We start from the raw sequence: 18,236 nt of genomic DNA on the forward strand, positions 1-18,236 counted from the left end.
GCGTATTCAGGCGGCTTCGGGTTTCGGCTCTTCCAGCCGCTGACGCTTGCGCAGCGACGGGAAGAGACGCATCCAGAGCCCCACCACCACCAGCGTGCCGATGCCGCCTATCGCCGCGGCGGGGACGGCGCCGAGCAGCGCCGCCAGCATGCCGGACTCAAACTCCCCAAGCTGGTTAGAGGTGTTGATAAAAATAGAGTTAACGGCATTCACGCGGCCCAGCATGTCGTTGGGCGTATCAAGCTGCACCAGCGCGCCGCGAATAACCATGCTCACCATGTCAAACCCGCCCGTGGCGAAGAGCGCGATAAGCGAAAGCCACAGGTTGCTTGAGAGCGCGAACACCAGCGTCGCCACGCCAAAACCGGCAACGCAGAGGAACATAATCATGCCGACGTTCTTTTCCAGCGAATGGCGGCTCAACCAGAAGCCCACCAGCAGCGCGCCGACGGCGGGGGCCGCGCGCAGCAGGCCCAAACCCCACGGGCCGGTATGCAGAATATCGTGCGCATAAATGGGCAGCAGCGCCGTAGCGCCGCCCAGCAGCACGGCAAAAAGGTCAAGGGAGATGACCCCCAGCACGTCTGGCCGCTCACGAATAAACTTCACCCCGGCGAAGAGGGTGGCGAGGCTTGCGGGCTGGCGCTTCGGCGGCGCCTGTTCATAACGCAGGCGGCTGACCATCGCAATAGAGATGAGGTACAGCACGGCGGTCAGCCCATAGACCACGTCCGCGCCAAAAGCGTACAGCAGGCCGCCCAGCGCCGGACCCATAATCATCGCCGCCTGGCTTGAAACCGCGCTCGCCGCCGTGGCGCGGGCCAGCAGGGCGGGCGGCACCAGGGCGGGCAGCATCGACTGCAATGACGGCGCCTCCATCACTTTCGCCACCGAAATTACAAAAATCAGCCCGAGAATGATATTTACATCCGCCAGATGCATCACCGTGACGGCGGTAAGGGCGCCGATGGCCAGCCATTCCACCAGTTGTCCCAGCAGCACCACGTGGCGGCGGTCGCGCTGGTCGGCGACGTGACCTGCCCAGAGCGCAAGCGTAACAGAGGGAAGAAACTGCACCAGACCTATCAGGCCGAGATAAAACGCGCTGTGGGTGAGCGCGTAAATCTGCCAGCCCACCACAATAGACAACATCTGGAAACCAAAGCCGGAGCAGGTGCGCGCCAGCCAGAAGGCGACAAACGAGCGGTGCGCCAGCAGCGACGCCCCGCCGTCAGAGTGTACAGAAGCCATAAACCATCCCATTAACGCAAAAAAAAGGCGGCGCGAGTAAGTGGTTTATCGCCGCATCAACAAGCTTTTAAGCCTACAGGGATTTTGCGAAAAGTGGCATGGCGGCGCGTGCTTTTCCTTAGCGTGCGAAGCTTTCCACTTTTTCAAACGCCGCGCGCAGGGCGGCAGGCGTTAGCGTCACCGGCAGGTAGTGAATCGACTCGACCGGGCGCAGCGTATGGGCAATCACGCGCTCCAGATCTGCGGCGTTGCGGATATCTACCTCCAGTTCGCCAAGCGTGGTCGGCAGGTTAAAGCGCTGATAGGCGTTAATCAGCTGCGCAAGCACCTCATCCTGGCCGAGCAGGGCGCTCTGCACCAGAATGCCGTAAGCCACCTTGGTGCCGTGGAGGAATTTCTCGGTCTGCGGCAGCACGGTGAGACCGTTATGCACCGCATGCGCCGCCGCCACGCGGGTGTAACGTTCGCCAAGGCCGCCCACCATGCCGCCGCCGGCGATAATCGCATCGACCACGTCGCGGAAATCCTGGGTCAGTTCGCCGCGCTGCTGGTCCGCCAGCGCCGCTTCGCTTTGCTCAAGCAGTACGTCGCGAATGGCCAGCGCGCCGTTAATGCCCAGGCGCACGGTCAGCGGCAGGGTTTCAGGCTCTGGCGCCAGCACCACCGCTTCATACCATTTGGCGAGCGTATCGCCGATGCCCGCCAGCAGATACTCCACCGGCGCGCGCAGGATAATCTCCGGCTCCACCAGCACCAGGTGGTTGGCATCGTTGAATATCTCAAAATGCAGCGCCTGGCCTGCGTCGTTATACCAGACCGAGAGCGGCGTCCAGGCGGCGCAGGTGGCGGCGATGGTCGGTATGGCGACGACCGGCAACCCCAGGCGGCGGGCCAGCGCTTTGGCGGTATCAAGCAGCGCGCCGCCGCCTACGCCAATGACTACCGCGCGGTCCTCTCCCGCTTCCTGCGCAAGCTTCGCCACATCGCTTTCGCTGCAGTGGCCCTGAAAGAGGCATTTTTTCGCGCCCGGGGCGTTAAACGCGTCCGGCAGAAAAGGCCGGGCGGCGGCAATAGCGCGTTCGCCATAAACCCAAAAAGCGCGGGAAAGTTGTTCGGGCGTGTAGAAGTCCGCAAGGCGCGCCAGCGCGCCTGCGTGAGAATAGTAGTTGGCCGGGCCGGGAACGACGCGAATATCAGTGTTGCTGCTCATGATGGTGTCCTTGTTATGTTTTCTCTCACCCTACCACAAACAGACTTCCAGACGTCTGATGTAATCGCGGCGGCATGTTGCATTTTTTTCATGATGCAGGGCGAAGCGCGCCGATCATGAATTATTTCGATGTTACTTCTGGACATCTGGACGGCTAATACTTTTTCGCTTTATCTTATGCCGATTCGTTCATTGCCAGCAGACAGGTCTGCGTGAAAAAGTGGCAAATCATCGCGTTATTACCACCCGGAGAGCCCCGCCATGCCTGTTTCGCAGCGCCTTGAAATGCGCGCTATCTCGATTGCCTTTGCCGGGTTTCAGGCGCTCACAAAAGTCGATTTCACGCTGCGCGGCGGCTCCGTCCACGCGCTGACGGGCGCCAACGGCGCGGGGAAATCGACGCTGATGGCGGTGCTGTGCGGCACCTATCCCGATTATCAGGGCGAGATCCTCATTGACGGCGAACCGGTGGTTATCCGCTCGCCGCGCGAGGCCAAAGCGCTTGGCATTCATCTGGTGCAGCAGGAAGTGGACGTCGCGCTGGTGCCGGGGCTGAGCATTGCGGAGAACATCATGCTCGACCATCTGGCGCAGCCCGGCCACTACTATCGCTGGCGCGCCATTCGCGCCAGCGCGCAGCAGGCGCTGGCGCAACTGGATGTCGTGCTCGACGTGAACCGGCGCATTGAGCGCTGCACCCTTGCCGAAAAGCAGCAAATTTTGCTGGCGCGCGCGCTTTCCCACCGCTGCCGTTTTTTAATTCTCGACGAACCTACCGCGCCGCTGGACCAGCATGAAAGCGAGCGGCTTTTCACTGTTGTGAAGCGGCTGCAGGGGCAGGGCATCGGCGTGGTGTTTATCTCGCACCGCATACATGAATTAAACGCTATCTGCGACACCCTGACGGTGCTGCGCGACGGCAGGCTGATTGAGAGCGGCCCGATGGCGGCGCTCAGCGGCGAACAGATAGTCGAGAAGATGCTCGGCCATGAACTAGCGGATATTTACCCGCCAAAGCGTCCAACGCCAGGCGACAAGACGCTGCTGCGCATCGAGGGGCTGCATGATGAAAGCCTGCTGCACGATATTTCCCTGCGCCTTAAGCGCGGCGAAATTCTTGGCATCGCCGGACTGGCGGGGGCGGGCAAAACAGAACTCTGCAAGGCGCTGTTCGGCGCGACAAAAAGCACGCTGCGCGCAGGCGAGCTGAACGGCAAGCCCTGGCGGCCGCGCGACCCGGCGCATTCGGTGGAGCAGGGGCTGGCTCTGATCCCTGAAGAGCGGCGCAAAGAGGGCATTTTTATCGACGAGCCGGTCGTCATGAACCTGGCGGTGAGCGCTGATAACACTTTCGCCCGCGCAAGCCTTTTTCGCCATCGCGAGGCGTGGCGCTGGGCGCTTGAAAGCATCGCGAAGCTTGGCGTGCGCACTACCGGCCCGGCGCAGCCGCTGCGTCGTCTTTCCGGTGGCAACCAGCAGAAGGTGGCCATCGGCAAATGGCTGCGCGGCCAGGCGGAAGTGCTGATTTTTGACGAGCCGACCAAAGGGGTGGACGTGAAAGCGAAAACCGACCTTTTCACTCTTATCGACCAGCTGGCCCGCGAAGGCAAAGGGATTATTTACGCCTCCGGCGAATTCGCCGAGCTGGTGGGCCTGTGCGACCGTATCTGCGTGCTCTGGGACGGGCGCATCGTCGCGGAGCTGGAGGGTAAACAGGCCAGCGAAGAGACCTTACTACTTTACTCCACCGGAGGAACCCCTGCGTGAGCAAAGCCGCAACCCTTAAGACGACGCCCTCGGCGCGTCATCAGCTGTTTGAATTTTTCTATAAGTGGGGAATGCTGCTTACGGTGGTGGCGCTGATTGCGCTGTTCGGCATCGCCTCCGACAATTTCCTCGACCCGTTCAATATCATCAACATTCTGCGCTCTATCGCCATTGTGACGGTGATAGCCATCGGCGTGTCGGTATCGCTCACCGTCGGCGGGTTTGACCTCTCCGTGGGCTCTACCGCCTCGCTTGCCAACGCGCTGGTGATTTCACTCTTTGTCTGGCACGGCTTCGGCACCACCGAGGCCATCGTCATCACGCTGCTGCTCTGCGCGCTGGTGGGGCTGTTCAACGTCTTTTTGATAGTGGTGCTGAAAATCCCCGATATGCTCGCCACCCTCGCCAGCCTGTTTGTGATTCAGGGCGTGGCGATGACTTATAGCTACGGCGGGTCGATTACCGAAAACATGGTGCTGCCGAGCGGCGAGATGGCGGAGGGGACTATCCCTGAAGCGTTCGGGCTGCTGGGACAGGTGCCAACCATTGTCATCATCATGCTGGTTGTCACCGTGGTGGCGCAGCTTGGCCTTTCGCTCACCACCCACGGGCGGCGCATGTACGCCATCGGCGGCAATCCGGAAGCGGCGCGCCTTTCCGGCATTCGCACTACCCGCTACAAAGTGGCGGCCTACATGATAGCGTCGCTGCTGGCGGGGCTTGGCGGCATTTTACTTGCTTCGCGCATCGGCTCTTCGCAGGTGAATGCGGGCGGCGGCTATTTGATGGACGCCGTCGCGGCGGCGTGGATAGGCTTTTCGCTCGCCGGAAGCGGCAAGCCGAACGCGCTCGGCACGTTAGTGGGGGCGGTGATTCTGGGCGTGCTCTCTAACGGGCTGGTGATGCTCTCGGTGCCGTACTACGCCATGGACATTATTAAGGGGCTGGTGCTTGCTGGAGCGCTTGCCATCACGTATATCCAGCGCCGTTAATCACAGAACAGGGAATTAATCATAATGAAAAAATTTACGCTCTCTTTACTGGCGCTGGGTCTCTTTTCCGCGCTGCCGGGATTCGCCGCCACGCCTGCGCCAGTGCCGGAGGCTATCGCTAACCACAGCGGGCCTGTTCGTATCGCCGTTATTCGCAACCTCGGCTCGGACGACAACACCACCCAGTTTGTGGCGGGCGCGATTCAGGAAGGGAAAAAGCTGGGCTTTAAGGTCAGCACGTTTCTCAGCAACGGCGACGACGCGAAATTCCAGGATTTCGTCAACCAGGCGATTAGCCAGAAGTATGACGGCATCATCCTCTCTCAGGGGCGCGACCCTTACTCCACTCAGCTTGTGAAACGCATTGTCGATGCCGGCATTAAAGTTTCCGTGTTCGATACCGCCGTGAACGGCGAGATCCCGGGCGTGACCGTCACCCAGCAGGATGACGCTTCGCTGACCAATCTCTCTGTCGGCCAGCTGGTGAAAGATTTCAACGGCAAGGCGAATATCATCAAGCTGTGGGTCGCGGGCTTCCCGCCGATGGAGCGCCGCCAGGCGGCGTATCAAGAGATCCTTAAGCAGAACCCGGGCATTAAAGAGCTGGAGTCCATCGGCGCGGTCTCCTCCGACGTGCAGGGCGACACGGCTAACAAAGTGGGCGCGGTGCTGGCGAAATACCCGAAAGGGCAAATCGACGCCATCTGGGGCGCCTGGGACGCCTTCAGTCAGGGTGCGTATAAAGCCCTGAAAGAGAACGGACGCACCGAGATTAAGCTCTACAGCATTGATGTTTCCAACCAGGATTTGCAGCTGATGCGTGAAGCGGGCAGCCCGTGGAAAGTGACCGTGGCGGTCGACCCGAAACTGATTGGCGCCACCAACGTGCGTCTTGTCGCCAACAAGATTGCAGGCGAGCCGACGCCGGCGACCTATGACTTTAAAGCCGCGGCTATCCCGCAGGCCTTGCTGGCGACTCAGGGTGGGGCGGTGAACGTGGCGAGCCTTGGCAAAATCATCCCAGGCTGGGGCCAGACGGAAGATTTTATCGCGCCGTGGTTCGCCACGCTTGAAGCGAAGAACAAATAATGGCCGCCCACTTACCGCAGCCCGAATACAGCCGCAATATGCGGCTGATTGGCCACTCCGACCAGGGCGGCCGCCCGGACGGCGTGCAGTTGATGGTCCACCGGGGCTTTGCGTACATCGGCCATATGGTGTCGCAGGGCTTTTCCATTGTGGACGTGCGTGACCCGAAAAACCCGAAGGCGGCAGGCTTTGTTCCCGCGCCGCCGGGCACATGGAACGTGCATCTCCAGGCGCATGACGATCTGCTGCTGGTTATCAACGCCCGCGACCTCTTTGCCGATGCCCGCTTCGCTGACGAGAAGGTTTATTACACCCGCTCGGTAGGCGACACGGTGCGCGATGTACAAGAGCAAGGCTGGAGCGCCGGGCTGCGGGTGTTTGATATCTCCACGCCCGATAAACCACGCGAGATTGGCTTTTTGTCGCTGAGCGGCATCGGCATCCACCGCATCTGGTATGTGGGCGGGCGCTGGGCCTATGTTTCCGCGCTCATTGACGGCTTTACCGACTACATCTTCCTGACCATCGATCTGGCCGACCCGCGTAAGCCTGAAGTGGCGGGGCGCTGGTGGCTGCCGGGCATGAACGAGGCGGCAGGCGAGCAGCCCATGTGGCCTGAAGGCAAGCGCTATGCGCTGCACCACGCGATTATCGCGGGCGATACCGCCTACGGCAGCTGGCGCGACGGCGGTCTGACTCTCCTGGATGTGAAAGACCGCAGCCAGCCGAAGCTTATCGCGCATCGCAACTGGAGCCCGCCGTTTGGCGGCGGCACCCATACCGCGTTGCCGCTGCCGGACCGCGACCTGCTGGTGGTGCTGGATGAAGCGGTGCTCGACAACCAGCAAGACGGCGAGAAGTTTATCTGGCTGTTTGATATTCGCGAGCCGTCGAACCCGGTGAGCATTTCGACTTTCCCGCAGCCGGATGAAGCGGATTACGTGGCGAAAGGGGCGCACTTCGGCCCGCATAATTTGCATGAAAACCGTCCCGGCAGCTTTATCAGCTCGACGTTGATTTTCGCTACTTACCAGAACGCGGGCGTGCGGGCTTATGATATTTCGAATCCGTATCGTCCGGTGGAGGCTGGCGCGCTGGTGCCTGCTGCGCCTGCCAGAATGATGGACACGCGGCCAGGCCGCCCGCAGGTGATTCAGTCCTGCGATGTGTTTGTCGACGCGCAGGGCATTATCTACAGCACCGACTACAACGGTGGGCTGTCGGTGATTGAGTATCTGGGGTAGGCGTTGGCGCTTTTGTTATGACCTTTACTCTCACTCTTTTCCAGGACGCTACCGGGTTAAGTCCCGTGTCCGTTGCTGAAAATGATTGTGAACACGCCTCCAGGCGTCAGCAACAAGCTGCCATCGAAATCACGCCTTTTACGTCACAAGCGCCGTAAAGCGCGCTCAGCGGGGTTAAAAGAAACTACCGGGACTTCTGCATTGTTGAAACCAGGTTTGGGCTAATCAGGGCGGGGATTGGCCAGGCAGAATATTTGGCGCTGCAACCGGCTACGTCGGGTATACGGCGTTTTCCCGCCACGGAGTGACAGACAATATTATCTGGCGCCTCCATGCCGCTAGCGCGGCATTTAAGGGCAGGCTGCGCACTGCATTAATAAGGAATGTCAGCTTTGTGCCAGGAGCGGACGTTTAAGCGACCAGTCTTATTGGTCAGGTTTATGCTTAGCATAAAAACCGTCCCATTGGGGACGGTTTAAAACGTAATGCTAAATGAGATTTTCAGCTAAATTAATCTAAAACCCTACAACAATGATTTATAATTCTTAATATCAATAAAAAAATTATGATGTTAATCGACTTTTGAATTACTCAAGTATTGTCTCATTCCCTCATCGATTGAATCCTTATGAAAAAGGGAATTCATTTCATTGTGAACGGCTGTCAATATTGTATCGACTTGCAGTGACAATTTTAGCAACTCATCCTTTTTTTCGTCTGTGTCAAATATCATTCTAGTGCCGTCAGGTACTTCCAGCTTCTTTGCTTCTTCAAAGTTATGCCATAACCAGTCAAGCCAGCGCTGAGTTTCACCTAGTATTGCAAGCTCATAGAAGTGACCTCTTAAGAGATTTCCCATATCAGCATGATACATAATAGAAGCAATATCAAAACTGCTGAGGTTTATTTCTACGCCTTCCTCATGCGCATCTGCTTTAATGTTTTTAAGTAATCTTATTGATTTCCTTAATCCGCCTAGCGTTGTTTTGCAACGGCTCTCAATATAATCAATATGAAGGAATGGCGTATTATAAATTCGTTGGTTATTCTTTATATTTAGAATTGCCACGCCCCTGTCAACTTCATTTCCTGTATCCTGATATCTGGCATTATTCCACCAAACAGCCGGAACTACATCCACATCTCTAGCTAAAGAGCCGCCGGTTATTTTTACTGCTTTGGAGTTTTCAGTATGAATCTTTGCAGCCGGGAACGCAGCCCTGAGACTATCTTCAATTTCTTCCCGTAAGATCTGAAGTACATCTACAGCTTTTTTCTTGGATAAAATATAACTGCTTGCTTTACTTCCTTCGTTTGAAAAAATGAATAGCTGTTCATCAATAGTAAGAATGTCTACATCGCTAACACCTTTGATATGGATGTTAAGCGGCACAGAACCCTGCAAACGAAATGAAGCTGAAATTCCCTTTTTTTCCAATCGGTTAGCAAGTTGATTTTCTATTCTCTTCCCTGTTTCGATGCTAACCCTTGTATAAACTGGATCAACTTCCTGCATGGCTCCTAATGCATATTTGGTAGCTGATTTCCCGGAAGCTCTGCTTTCCCAAGCTTCTTGTTGTCGAGATTTCTCCAGTAAGATCTCTCTGCTTTCAAGGCCGCTGTCCATTGCAAATATTTCATTTATCCCTCTTCTTCGTGTTCTTAAACGTTCGATTCGCGATGAAAAGTTATCGGCCATATTACAATTTCCTTAGCTTCATTGTCCCAAAGGTATTCCGACCTCTGCCATTAAAATACTCACCATCAGCAGTTGTCAGGCTCTTATTAAAAGTTAATTCTGCAAATCCCATATGTGGGCTTAACTCTTTTTCGTTTATTCTCGGATCATTTCTGTAGTTGTAAACTAACCGATAACCTATTTCGCCATCATATATGATAGAAGCAGCTATACTGTCAGAACCTGACTGTGAGGTTTGCAACCGTATATGAACTTTATCCCATGACTGGAATATTTTAATTTTAGCATTCCATGAAAAAACGTCTCCTTCCTTGTTTTCGCCGCGCCCTTCACAATCCCACTCTCCCGATAGATCCGGGACGTTAATAATTTTTGATATTAACTTCCACTTCCATAATCTTGAGTCAAAAATCCAGTAGAGAACCAGATACATTGTACCTGCACTAACGAGTGAAGATACTGTTGGGGTCATTACAGATTTCGCTTCAATGTAAGAATGACTTTCAAGGTAACTTAAAATAAAAAAGACTAGAATCCCTGATATCAGAGAAGCTAAGGAACCAATTATTTTACCTACCTTGCTCCTGTTAAAACCGCTTATAACAATATATTCATGGCTTTTCATATGACTCCTGAAAGTATGAGAGTGATAGATGTACCGTTAAGTTGCTCCTGAAAATGATAACATTATCTTATAAGAATTATCCTAATTCCACATAATTGTAAAATTTTCTTTCAAACCTAGACTCTACAATCAGTTGCATCAAGTCTGCTTGCCGGTCTTACCAAAAGATTTGGTAATTTGGTAAAATGCCTATTCTGCCGAATCGCCCCGCTGCGGCGCAGATCATTACATGTTGTGCCTCTCTCAGCTGGCAGACCTACCAGATATAGTGGTCAGGCGTGCAACGCCGGGGCAGGCCGCACCGGTTCCCCGGCTGCGCCATTCGGTAAAAATCCGGCGGAGGCTTTAACCGAATCAGATTTACCACCAGCGGAGTTTTTCAACTTGCTTTTTTGCAGACTTCCCAAGGGTGATGTGGAGTTAGAAAATGTCTTTGCTAACATTAATCTAACTTCCGCTTTTCGCTCAAAGCAGACCTTCACACTTTTCCGCTTCGTGGCAGGAGCTAATATCGCCAGGTCCGTACTGCATTGATTTTCAGGAAGCAGATTGCAATGGGTAGCAGGTCACAATGATTCAACGCCGCCTCTAAAGGCGGCATTTTATCCCAGCTAAGCACTATACTTAAAAGTCTTTTTCATTATGTTCCGCTTAATCGAACGCCCTGTAGACCGCTCACTCCCGACTGGACCTTATTAAAGAACTTTGATTCCGATTTTAACTGTGCCATCAGCTGTGTCGAACAGACGGTTACCGCTGCCCCATAGATGATGGGGGTGGCAGAAGCGTTGCGGGTAGTTAGTTGGCTACAAGGGAGAGGGGACCGAAAGGCGCGGTTGGCAAGGGCGGAGGATTTTCCCCCTCTCCCCGTCGGGGAGAGGGGAAACGTTTAACCGTACTGCCGCACCCGGGCGACCAGCTCGTCGGCGCTGTCGATGCGCGGGGCCAGCACAATCAGCGCTTTGCCAAGCTCAATGGCGTGGCGCAGGCAGGAGAGCTTCATCTCTTTATCCTGAATGGTGTCGATATCCGCCACGTGGGAAAGGCCGACGCTTCGGCGAATCAGCTCCGTACCGGCAAAGCCGATGGCGTCTGCCCAGACTTTCTTCAGAAACTCGCTGGCGTAGCCGGGGAAGGCGAGCGCCGCGTCGCGGGTCTTCTCACGCGCAAGCCACTGGAAGCGCTCGGCGAAGGTGTTCCACAGTTCGACAATATCCGCAAGACGCTGGTCGCGGCCGCTTGCCGCCTCGCGAATGCCAAGCTGTCCCGGCAGGCCGCAATAGTTCAGCAGCAGGTTGCCGATGGCGGTGCCGACGTCAAAACCGACCGGGCCAAAATAGCCAAACTCGGCGTCAATCGCCTTCAGGCTGCCGTCAGCGACAAAAATCGAGCCGCTATGGATATCGCCGTGCAGCAGCGCTTCGGCGTGAGAAAAAAAGCGGTGCTTGAGCGCGGCGACGGCGGTTTTGAGCTGCGCATCGTCACGCAGCGCCGCGACTTCCGGCTCCAGTTCTGCCGGATAGTTATTACGCTCATGAATCTGATACGGGTCGTTGAAGAAAAGATCTTCAGTGATTTCGCACATCTCGGGGTTGATAAAGCGCGCCACCTGGGCTTTTTTCTCGTGGGGATGGAGATAAAAATCGCTGGTATGAAACAGCGTCTGCGCCAGGTATTCACCAAGCTGGCTCGCCGCTTGCGGGTAATAGACGCCGCTTATCAACTCGCCGCGCCAGATGCGGTGGCTTGAGAGATCTTCCATTACCATCACCGCCAGCTCCGCGTCGTAATGGTGAATTTTTACCGTATGCTGCGGGCAATGTTTGTAGTGTTCGACCAGCGTCTGCGCTTCAAGCCGCGCGCGGTCGAGCGTCAGCGGCCAGGATTCGCCTACGCAGCGGACATAAGGCAGCGCCTGCTTGACGATAATGCGGCTAACGCCCTGGGTATCAAAAATTTTAAACACCAGATTGAGGTTGCCGTCGCCCACTTCCTGCGCTTCCACAAGGCTGGCCGGATCCGCCAGTCCGCCAAACTGTTGCGCGTAAGCCACTGCGTCGTGGGCCGTGAAGGTTCGGTAGTGCGACATTGCTAATATCCTCATGCAATCAGGTTATAAAGCCGTTCAGACGTCTATACATCCGTTTCGCATCCTGACACAATACGCCACAATAACGCAACAGGGATTTAACTCATGCAGACACTTCAGACAACCAGCCTGCGGGTGGTGGACAATAAGCTCTGGATCCTCGACCAGCAGGCGCTGCCGCAGCAGAAAAACTGGCTGCCCGCCGACAGCGTAGAGGCGCTGGTCGGCCATATTCATGCGCTGCGGGTGCGCGGTGCGCCGCTGATTGGCCTGTCGGCAAGCCTGCTGCTGGCGCTGCTGGGCGAACGCGGCCTGAGCCGGAAAGAACTGACCCATGCCCTCGAAACGCTGCGCGCCGCGCGGCCCACGGCGGTTAATCTGATGAATAACCTCGACCGCATGAAAGAGGCGCTGGCGCAGGAGAACGCCGCCGCCGCGCTGGAAGCCGAAGCGGTTCGCCTGGTGCAGGAAGACCGCGAACTGTGCGACCGCATCGCCCGGGCGGGCAGCCAGCTTGTGAAGCCAGGCAGCCGCCTGCTCACCCACTGCAATACCGGCGGGCTGGCGACAGCGGGCGTGGGCACTGCGCTTGGCGTTATCGCCCAGGCGTTTGATGAAGGTAAGGTCGCCAACGTCTGGGTGGATGAAACCCGACCTTTGTTGCAGGGTGGTCGCTTAACGGCGTGGGAGCTTGGCGAGCTCGGCATCCCTTATCAGCTGATTACCGACTCGATGGCGGCGAGCCTGATGGCGCAGGGGCTGGTGGACGCTATTTGGGTAGGCGCGGACCGTATCGCCGCCAATGGCGACGTGGCGAATAAAATCGGCACTTACAGCCTTGCGGTGCTGGCGAAGTTTCATCATATTCCGTTTTATGTTGCCGCGCCGCAGACCACGCTTGACCCGGATTGTCCGAACGGCGCGGCTATCCCCATTGAGCAACGGGCACCAGCCGAGGTGACGGGCGTGGCGGGCAGCTTTGGCGCGGTGCAGTGGGCGCCGGAAAATGCGCGGGTTTACAACCCGGCGTTTGACGTCACGCCAGCGGCGCTGATTAGCGGCTGGGTGCTGGACAGCGGGGTCGTGACGCCGGATGACGTGGCGAACGGACGATTCAAAAAATAACGGCGCCTTTTCAGGGGCGCCGCGGTAGTTATACCCACTCGCGAACCGGCAGGAAATCGCGGTAGAGGGCCGCTTCCGGGCTGCCCTCTTCAGGCTGGTAGTTGTACTCCCAGCGCACCAGCGGCGGCATCGACATCAAGATAGATTCGGTGCGCCCGCCGGTTTGCAGGCCAAACAGCGTGCCCCGATCCCACACCAGATTGAACTCTACATAGCGCCCGCGACGATAGAGCTGGAAGTCGCGCTCGCGCTCGCCCCAGGGCTGCGCCTTGCGACGTTCGACGATAGGCAGGTAAGCGTCCAGATAGCCGTTGCCCACCGCCTGCATAAAGCGAAAGCTGTGGTCGAAGTCAGGCGTATTGAGGTCATCAAAGAACAGGCCGCCAATGCCGCGCTGCTCGTTGCGGTGCTTAAGAAAGAAATAATCGTCGCACCACTTTTTGTAACGCGGGTAAACCTCTTCGCCAAAAGGCTGGCAGAGGTTACGCGCCGTTCGGTGCCAGTGCACGGCGTCTTCTTCAAAACCGTAAAAGGGCGTTAAGTCAAAGCCGCCGCCAAACCACCAGACCGGGTCAGCGCCCGGCTTCTCGGCGATAAAAAAGCGCACGTTGGCGTGGCTTGTCGGTACATAAGGGTTGCGCGGATGCACGACCAGCGAAACGCCCATCGCCTCGAAGCTGCGTCCCGCCAGCTCCGGGCGGTGCGCGGTGGCGGACGCGGGCATCGCATCGCCATGAACGTGCGAAAAGTTAACGCCCGCCTGTTCGAAGACGTTTCCTTCGCGCAGAACGCGGCTGCGACCGCCGCCGCCGCCCTCGCGCTGCCAGGCGTCTTCAACAAACGCGGCGCCGTCGATAGCCGCCAGCTGCTGGCAGATGCGGTCCTGCAAATCGAGCAGGAACGTTTTTACTAACTGAATGTCCGGTTGCATCGGTTAGCCTCGCTTCGAATGGGCTTTGTGGTTATCGAACCAGTTGAAATAGCTGATGACGCCGTTGGCGATAGCGGTAGCGATTTTCTGGCGAAACGCATTGGTGCCGAGCAGCTTTTCCTCTTCCGGATTGGTAATAAAAGAGGTTTCTACCAGCACGGAAGGAATGGAAGGCGATTTGAGCACCACAAACGCCGCCTGTTCGGTCGACCGGCTGTGCAGGCGATGCACCGGTTTAATCTGGCGCAGGATATGCGAGCCGAGCGTAAGGCTGTTTTTAATGGTATCGGTCTGCACCAGGTCGAACAGCACCTGTTGCAGATAGTGATCTTTATTTTTTACCCGGCTGCCCGCTACGTCGTCGGCGGCGTTTTCGCGATCGGAGAGGTATTTCGCCATGGCGCTACTCGCCCCGCGGTTAGAGAGCGCAAACACCGACGCGCCTGCGGCGGTGGGGCTGGTGAAACCATCGGCGTGAATCGACATAAAGAGATCCGCGCCATGCTGGTGGGCTATCTCCACCCGGTCATAGAGCGGAATAAAAGTGTCGTCGCTGCGGGTAAGGCGGGCGTCGATACCTCGCGCGCGCAGAATAGCGCGCACTTTTTTGGCAATCGCCAGCACCACGTGTTTCTCTTTTGAGCCGTTATGGCCAATAGCGCCGGTATCGATGCCGCCGTGGCCCGGGTCGAGCATCACCACGCGCTTCGCGCCCGCTTTTTTGGCTTTCGGCTTGCTGTGGCTGTTACTGGTGGCGAGCGGTTTCTCTTCTTTAGCAAGGGCTTTGTTAATGCCGGTAACCGTCAGGGCTGCGAGGCCCGTAAGCAGCAGCTGACGGCGCGATGTGAGTTTTTTTAAGGGCTTAATAGTGCTCATGCGTCCTGACTTCTGTTTTTATGGTCCCGCAGTGTTATAGCGTATCGCTCTTCAGGGGACGACATTCCGTAGCGGGAAAAGTTTTACTTTTCATTTCAAGGCGAGGCGAAAGGGTAGTATGCCATTTTTCGCGAAGTTTTGCCGGGGATATTGGCTATTGCAACAGATAGCGCCATAATCACTGTTTTTATTGCGCAAAAGATGGGTAATACCATGGAGATACGTGTTTTTCGCCAGCCAGATTTCGAAGAGGTCATTACCCTCTGGGAGCGTTGCGACCTGCTGCGCCCCTGGAACGATCCGGAAATGGACATTGAGCGCAAGCTGAACCACGACCCCGATCTGTTCCTGGTCGCCGAAGTGAACGGCGAGGTGGTGGGTTCAGTAATGGGCGGCTACGACGGACATCGCGGCTCGGCGTACTACCTGGGCGTACACCCGGAGTTTCGCGGACGCGGCATCGCCAATGCGTTATTAAGCCGTCTTGAGAAAAAACTCATCGCCCGCGGCTGCCCGAAAATCAACATTCAGATCCGCGAGGATAACGACGTGGTGCTGGGTATGTATGAACGTCTGGGTTACGAGCACCAGGATGTGATAAGCCTTGGCAAGCGGCTGATTGAAGACCAGGAATATTAATGGTCACCCGGCGCAGGGCCGGGTGAAAAGCGCTTAGCCTTTGGTCACTTTTTTCACGTCGATTTCAACGGAGTTCCAGTCTTTATCCACTTCCCCCTCGATACGCACTTTGTCGTTCGGGGTGACGGTGACGCCGTTCCAGACGTGATCGTCAATTTCCACATTGACAGAGCCGCTTGCGTCGCGGAACTCATAAAGCTCTTTGCCAATCTTACGCACGATGTTGCCTTCCAGCGCCACCCAGGCGTCATCGCGCAGGCTTTTTGCCTGTTCCACCGTCGTGCTGGCCGCATCCGGCCCAACGAAGCCGCCTTTCGCGGCGGCGGTGGTGTTATCCGGACCGCTAAACCCTCCCTTCTGGGCGATAGCCGGGGCCGCCGTCAGCGCGGCCGTCGCAAATAACAACGCAATGCTACGTTTTTTCATCTCAATCTCCTTTTGGTTATCTCGTGCGAAGCGCTTTCTTCGCACCCTTACAGGGTGACATAATTCTGCCTTTTATGACGGCGGATCCCGGAATTTATACATGTTTTTACCTTCCGATTACGACAGCCAGGGGCTGCTGAAGCTGCCCGCGCTGTTCTGGGGCGTGCTGCTGTTGCAAGCGCGCACCTGGGCGCTGTTTGTGCTGGCGGGCGCATCGCGGGAGCAAGGAGAAGCGCTGCTCGCGCTCTTTTACCCCGACCGCGCCGCCTTCTGGCTCGGCTTGCTGACCGGCGTGCCGGCGGCGCTGGCTTTTCTGCTAAGCGAGCGACGGGAGCGCTTCCCACGGCTATGGCACACCTGGCGCTGGGTGCTTATCGTTACCCAGGTCTGGCTGCTAACCTCACAGCTGTTTATGCTGGCAAACAATGAAGGGCAGAGCGGGGCGGCGATGATTCTGCTGGCCGCCGACCTCTTCGCGCTCTGGTGGCTTGGGTTTAACGCCCGGTTGCGCGCCTGCTTTACGCCCGATACAGATTAACCGGCACTTTTTTCGGTTTAGAGGTTCCAACAAGCGATAATGCTTAAGAAAGGGATAAAAAATGAAAAACCTGCGTTTGCTGCTCTGCGGTCTGCCGCTCGTGTTGACGGGCTGTTCCACGCTATCGAACGTACACTGGTCCGCCGCCGCGCCGTGGAACTGGTTTGGCTCGTCGCTTGAAGTGACCGAAAAGGGCTTAGGGGATATCACTGCCGACACGCCGCTGAAAGAAGAGGCGATCGCCGACGCGCTGGGCGATGATTATCGCTTGCGCAGCGGGATGAAAACGCAGGGCGGCGCAGTGGTGCGCTATTTCGAAGCGCTAAAGAATGACAAGCTTGCCGTAGTGGTTAACGGCGAAAACGACAAAGTCAGCCGTATCGATGTGCTGGATAACGATATCGCGACCGACAGCGGCGTGAAGATTGGCACGCCTTTCAGCGATCTGTATGACAAAGCGTATGGCGCCTGTAAAAAAGCGCTGGATGACGACAGCGACGGCGTGGAGTGTCAGGCGCCCGGCAGTCATCATGTCAGCTACGTTTTTACCGGCGAATGGCGCGGCCCTGAAGGGTTAATGCCTTCTGACGATGCCCTGAAAAAATGGACGCTGCACAAGATAGTCTGGCACCGTTAACGGCTTGTTTTAGCGCAACGCGCCGGCAAAAAAATCGGGTACAATAGCCCGATTCATGCCACCTTCGTGGCATCGTTTTTGCTGGAGGAGAGATGTCTCAGGTTCAAAGCGGCATTTTGCCGGAACATTGCCGCGCCGCCATTTGGCTGGAAGCGAAAGCGCAGGGCGATCGCGACGCGCTGCGTCAGGGCTGTAAAGCCTTCGCTGATAAAGTCGCGACCTTTCAGGCGCAGTTCCCGGAAGCCAGCCTCGGGGTGGTGATAGGCTTCGGCCATGACCTCTGGCGTGAATTAAGCGGCGGGGTAGGGGCACAGGAGCTGAAAAACTTTACCCCGCTTGGTAAAGGACTGGCGCCCGCCACCCAGCACGACGTGCTGATACACATCCTTTCTCTGCGCCATGACGTGAACTTTTCCGTGGCGCAGGCCGCGCTGGCGGCCTTTGGCGACACGCTCAACGTGCAGGAAGAAACGCACGGCTTCCGCTGGGTGGAAGAGCGTGACCTGAGCGGCTTTGTCGATGGCACCGAGAACCCGGCCGGCGAAGAGACGCGTCGCGCCGTTGCGGTGATTAACGACGGCGTGGACGCGGGCGGCAGTTATGTCTTTGTGCAGCGCTGGGAGCATAACCTGAAGCAGCTTAACCGCATGAGCGTGCCGGATCAGGAGATGATGATTGGCCGTACCAAAGTGGCCAACGAAGAGATTGACGGCGACGCGCGTCCGGTTACTTCCCATCTGACTCGCGTTGATCTCAAAGAAGAGGGCAAGGGCCTGAAAATTGTGCGCCAGAGCCTGCCTTACGGCACGGCAAGCGGCGTGCACGGTCTGTACTTCTGCGCCTACTGCGCGCGTCTTTATAACATTGAACAGCAGTTGCTGAGCATGTTCGGCGATAAAGACGGCAAGCGCGACGCCATGCTGCGCTTCACAAAGCCAGTTACCGGCGGTTACTATTTCGCCCCCTCTCTCGAGAGGCTTTTCGCGCTTTAACCCCCTCGCGGCGCGGCTTTCCGTCGCGCCGCTGGCTTATATCCTTTCGCAATTGCAAATCGCTAAACGGTATATAAAAGCGTTACAGCTTTAATGCCCGTTATAA

17 protein-coding genes are annotated in these 18,236 nt (G+C 56.8%); 9 read left to right on the top strand and 8 right to left on the bottom strand.

The annotated features are described in order from the left end of the window. Positions 1–6: 6 nt before the first annotated feature. Positions 7–1,251, bottom strand: a complete 1,245-nt coding sequence (locus IEX01_RS16375; protein WP_188724182.1) for an MFS transporter — start codon at positions 1,249–1,251, stop codon at positions 7–9. Positions 1,252–1,369: 118 nt separating this feature from the next. Beyond that, positions 1,370–2,461: an oxidoreductase gene (locus IEX01_RS16380; RefSeq protein WP_024558667.1), complete on the bottom strand. Its 1,092-nt coding sequence runs from the start codon at positions 2,459–2,461 to the stop codon at positions 1,370–1,372. Between the two features lie 261 nt (positions 2,462–2,722). Between IEX01_RS16380 and IEX01_RS16385 the strand changes: the two genes are divergently transcribed. The 4 genes from IEX01_RS16385 to IEX01_RS16400 are packed head-to-tail and all read left to right on the top strand — an operon-like array spanning position 2,723 to position 7,553. Continuing rightward, positions 2,723–4,228 (top strand): sugar ABC transporter ATP-binding protein, encoded by a 1,506-nt coding sequence (locus IEX01_RS16385; RefSeq protein WP_188724183.1) that lies wholly within the window; start codon positions 2,723–2,725, stop codon positions 4,226–4,228. Next, complete coding sequence (locus tag IEX01_RS16390) at positions 4,225–5,220, top strand: ABC transporter permease (protein ID WP_188724184.1); 996 nt, start codon at positions 4,225–4,227, stop codon at positions 5,218–5,220. The genes IEX01_RS16385 and IEX01_RS16390 overlap by 4 nt, the downstream gene beginning before the upstream one ends. Positions 5,221–5,244: 24 nt before the next feature. Then, entirely contained in the window at positions 5,245–6,309 is a 1,065-nt protein-coding gene (locus IEX01_RS16395; RefSeq protein ID WP_029593550.1) for a sugar ABC transporter substrate-binding protein, read from the top strand. Beyond that, positions 6,309–7,553, top strand: coding sequence for an LVIVD repeat-containing protein (locus tag IEX01_RS16400; protein ID WP_188724185.1), 1,245 nt, complete (start codon positions 6,309–6,311; stop codon positions 7,551–7,553). Before IEX01_RS16395 ends, IEX01_RS16400 begins: the two co-directional genes overlap by 1 nt. 571 nt (positions 7,554–8,124) lie before the next feature. Here the strand turns inward: IEX01_RS16400 and IEX01_RS16405 are convergent. From IEX01_RS16405 to mtnK, 3 genes are all read right to left on the bottom strand, one after another. Then, positions 8,125–9,252 (bottom strand): nucleotidyltransferase-like protein, encoded by a 1,128-nt coding sequence (locus tag IEX01_RS16405; RefSeq protein ID WP_188724186.1) that lies wholly within the window; start codon positions 9,250–9,252, stop codon positions 8,125–8,127. A 1-nt stretch (position 9,253) separates the two neighbouring features. Continuing rightward, the gene (locus tag IEX01_RS16410) at positions 9,254–9,877 is read right to left on the bottom strand and encodes a Cap15 family cyclic dinucleotide receptor domain-containing protein (RefSeq protein WP_188724187.1); all 624 of its coding nucleotides are present in this window, start codon (positions 9,875–9,877) and stop codon (positions 9,254–9,256) included. Positions 9,878–10,766: 889 nt separating this feature from the next. Further along, a complete protein-coding gene (gene mtnK, locus IEX01_RS16415) occupies positions 10,767–11,966 on the bottom strand; it encodes an S-methyl-5-thioribose kinase (protein WP_029593543.1) in 1,200 nt (399 codons plus the stop codon). Between the two features lie 105 nt (positions 11,967–12,071). Here mtnK and mtnA point away from each other — a divergent pair, with 105 nt between their 5' ends. After that, positions 12,072–13,091, top strand: coding sequence for an S-methyl-5-thioribose-1-phosphate isomerase (gene mtnA / locus IEX01_RS16420; protein ID WP_024559085.1), 1,020 nt, complete (start codon positions 12,072–12,074; stop codon positions 13,089–13,091). A 28-nt stretch (positions 13,092–13,119) separates the two neighbouring features. Here the strand turns inward: mtnA and hemF are convergent, their stop codons facing one another. Both hemF and amiA read right to left on the bottom strand, forming a co-directional pair. Then, complete coding sequence (gene hemF / locus IEX01_RS16425; protein ID WP_048888546.1) at positions 13,120–14,022, bottom strand: oxygen-dependent coproporphyrinogen oxidase; 903 nt, start codon at positions 14,020–14,022, stop codon at positions 13,120–13,122. Positions 14,023–14,025: 3 nt separating this feature from the next. Further along, positions 14,026–14,898 carry an N-acetylmuramoyl-L-alanine amidase AmiA gene (gene amiA / locus IEX01_RS16430; RefSeq protein WP_024559083.1) on the bottom strand — a complete coding sequence of 291 codons (873 nt, stop codon included), beginning with the start codon at positions 14,896–14,898 and terminating at the stop codon, positions 14,026–14,028. A 213-nt stretch (positions 14,899–15,111) separates the two neighbouring features. Between amiA and IEX01_RS16435 the strand changes: the two genes are divergently transcribed. Next, a complete protein-coding gene (locus IEX01_RS16435) occupies positions 15,112–15,537 on the top strand; it encodes a GNAT family acetyltransferase (protein WP_024559082.1) in 426 nt (141 codons plus the stop codon). A 33-nt stretch (positions 15,538–15,570) separates the two neighbouring features. Here IEX01_RS16435 and IEX01_RS16440 read toward each other — a convergent pair whose 3' ends face one another. Next, positions 15,571–15,963, bottom strand: a complete 393-nt coding sequence (locus tag IEX01_RS16440; RefSeq protein WP_024559081.1) for a YgiW/YdeI family stress tolerance OB fold protein — start codon at positions 15,961–15,963, stop codon at positions 15,571–15,573. A 100-nt stretch (positions 15,964–16,063) separates the two neighbouring features. Between IEX01_RS16440 and IEX01_RS16445 the strand changes: the two genes are divergently transcribed. The 3 genes from IEX01_RS16445 (at position 16,064) to IEX01_RS16455 (ending at position 18,130) form a co-directional block, all read left to right on the top strand. Further along, complete coding sequence (locus IEX01_RS16445; RefSeq protein WP_188724188.1) at positions 16,064–16,501, top strand: DUF2919 domain-containing protein; 438 nt, start codon at positions 16,064–16,066, stop codon at positions 16,499–16,501. Positions 16,502–16,562: 61 nt separating this feature from the next. Then, a complete protein-coding gene (locus tag IEX01_RS16450; RefSeq protein WP_188724189.1) occupies positions 16,563–17,138 on the top strand; it encodes an RpoE-regulated lipoprotein in 576 nt (191 codons plus the stop codon). A gap of 92 nt (positions 17,139–17,230) precedes the next feature. Then, positions 17,231–18,130: a Dyp-type peroxidase gene (locus IEX01_RS16455; RefSeq protein ID WP_024559078.1), complete on the top strand. Its 900-nt coding sequence runs from the start codon at positions 17,231–17,233 to the stop codon at positions 18,128–18,130. Positions 18,131–18,236: the final 106 nt, after the last annotated feature.

The sequence above is a fragment of the Franconibacter daqui genome (genome assembly GCF_014644275.1).
Lineage (GTDB): Bacteria > Pseudomonadota > Gammaproteobacteria > Enterobacterales > Enterobacteriaceae > Franconibacter > Franconibacter pulveris.

Excerpts from the sequence above, each read along its gene's own strand:
- IEX01_RS16385 (WP_188724183.1), top strand. The coding sequence starts at position 2,723 with ATGCCTGTTTCGCAGCGCCTTGAAATGCGCGCTATCTCGATTGCCTTT.
- IEX01_RS16380 (WP_024558667.1), bottom strand. The coding sequence starts at position 2,461 with ATGAGCAGCAACACTGATATTCGCGTCGTTCCCGGCCCGGCCAACTAC.
- IEX01_RS16395 (WP_029593550.1), top strand. The coding sequence starts at position 5,245 with ATGAAAAAATTTACGCTCTCTTTACTGGCGCTGGGTCTCTTTTCCGCG.
- mtnK (WP_029593543.1), bottom strand. The coding sequence starts at position 11,966 with ATGTCGCACTACCGAACCTTCACGGCCCACGACGCAGTGGCTTACGCG.
- IEX01_RS16410 (WP_188724187.1), bottom strand. The coding sequence starts at position 9,877 with ATGAAAAGCCATGAATATATTGTTATAAGCGGTTTTAACAGGAGCAAG.
- hemF (WP_048888546.1), bottom strand. The coding sequence starts at position 14,022 with ATGCAACCGGACATTCAGTTAGTAAAAACGTTCCTGCTCGATTTGCAG.
- IEX01_RS16435 (WP_024559082.1), top strand. The coding sequence starts at position 15,112 with ATGGAGATACGTGTTTTTCGCCAGCCAGATTTCGAAGAGGTCATTACC.
- IEX01_RS16400 (WP_188724185.1), top strand. The coding sequence starts at position 6,309 with ATGGCCGCCCACTTACCGCAGCCCGAATACAGCCGCAATATGCGGCTG.
- IEX01_RS16440 (WP_024559081.1), bottom strand. The coding sequence starts at position 15,963 with ATGAAAAAACGTAGCATTGCGTTGTTATTTGCGACGGCCGCGCTGACG.
- IEX01_RS16445 (WP_188724188.1), top strand. The coding sequence starts at position 16,064 with ATGTTTTTACCTTCCGATTACGACAGCCAGGGGCTGCTGAAGCTGCCC.
- amiA (WP_024559083.1), bottom strand. The coding sequence starts at position 14,898 with ATGAGCACTATTAAGCCCTTAAAAAAACTCACATCGCGCCGTCAGCTG.
- IEX01_RS16455 (WP_024559078.1), top strand. The coding sequence starts at position 17,231 with ATGTCTCAGGTTCAAAGCGGCATTTTGCCGGAACATTGCCGCGCCGCC.
- IEX01_RS16450 (WP_188724189.1), top strand. The coding sequence starts at position 16,563 with ATGAAAAACCTGCGTTTGCTGCTCTGCGGTCTGCCGCTCGTGTTGACG.
- mtnA (WP_024559085.1), top strand. The coding sequence starts at position 12,072 with ATGCAGACACTTCAGACAACCAGCCTGCGGGTGGTGGACAATAAGCTC.
- IEX01_RS16375 (WP_188724182.1), bottom strand. The coding sequence starts at position 1,251 with ATGGCTTCTGTACACTCTGACGGCGGGGCGTCGCTGCTGGCGCACCGC.
- IEX01_RS16405 (WP_188724186.1), bottom strand. The coding sequence starts at position 9,252 with ATGGCCGATAACTTTTCATCGCGAATCGAACGTTTAAGAACACGAAGA.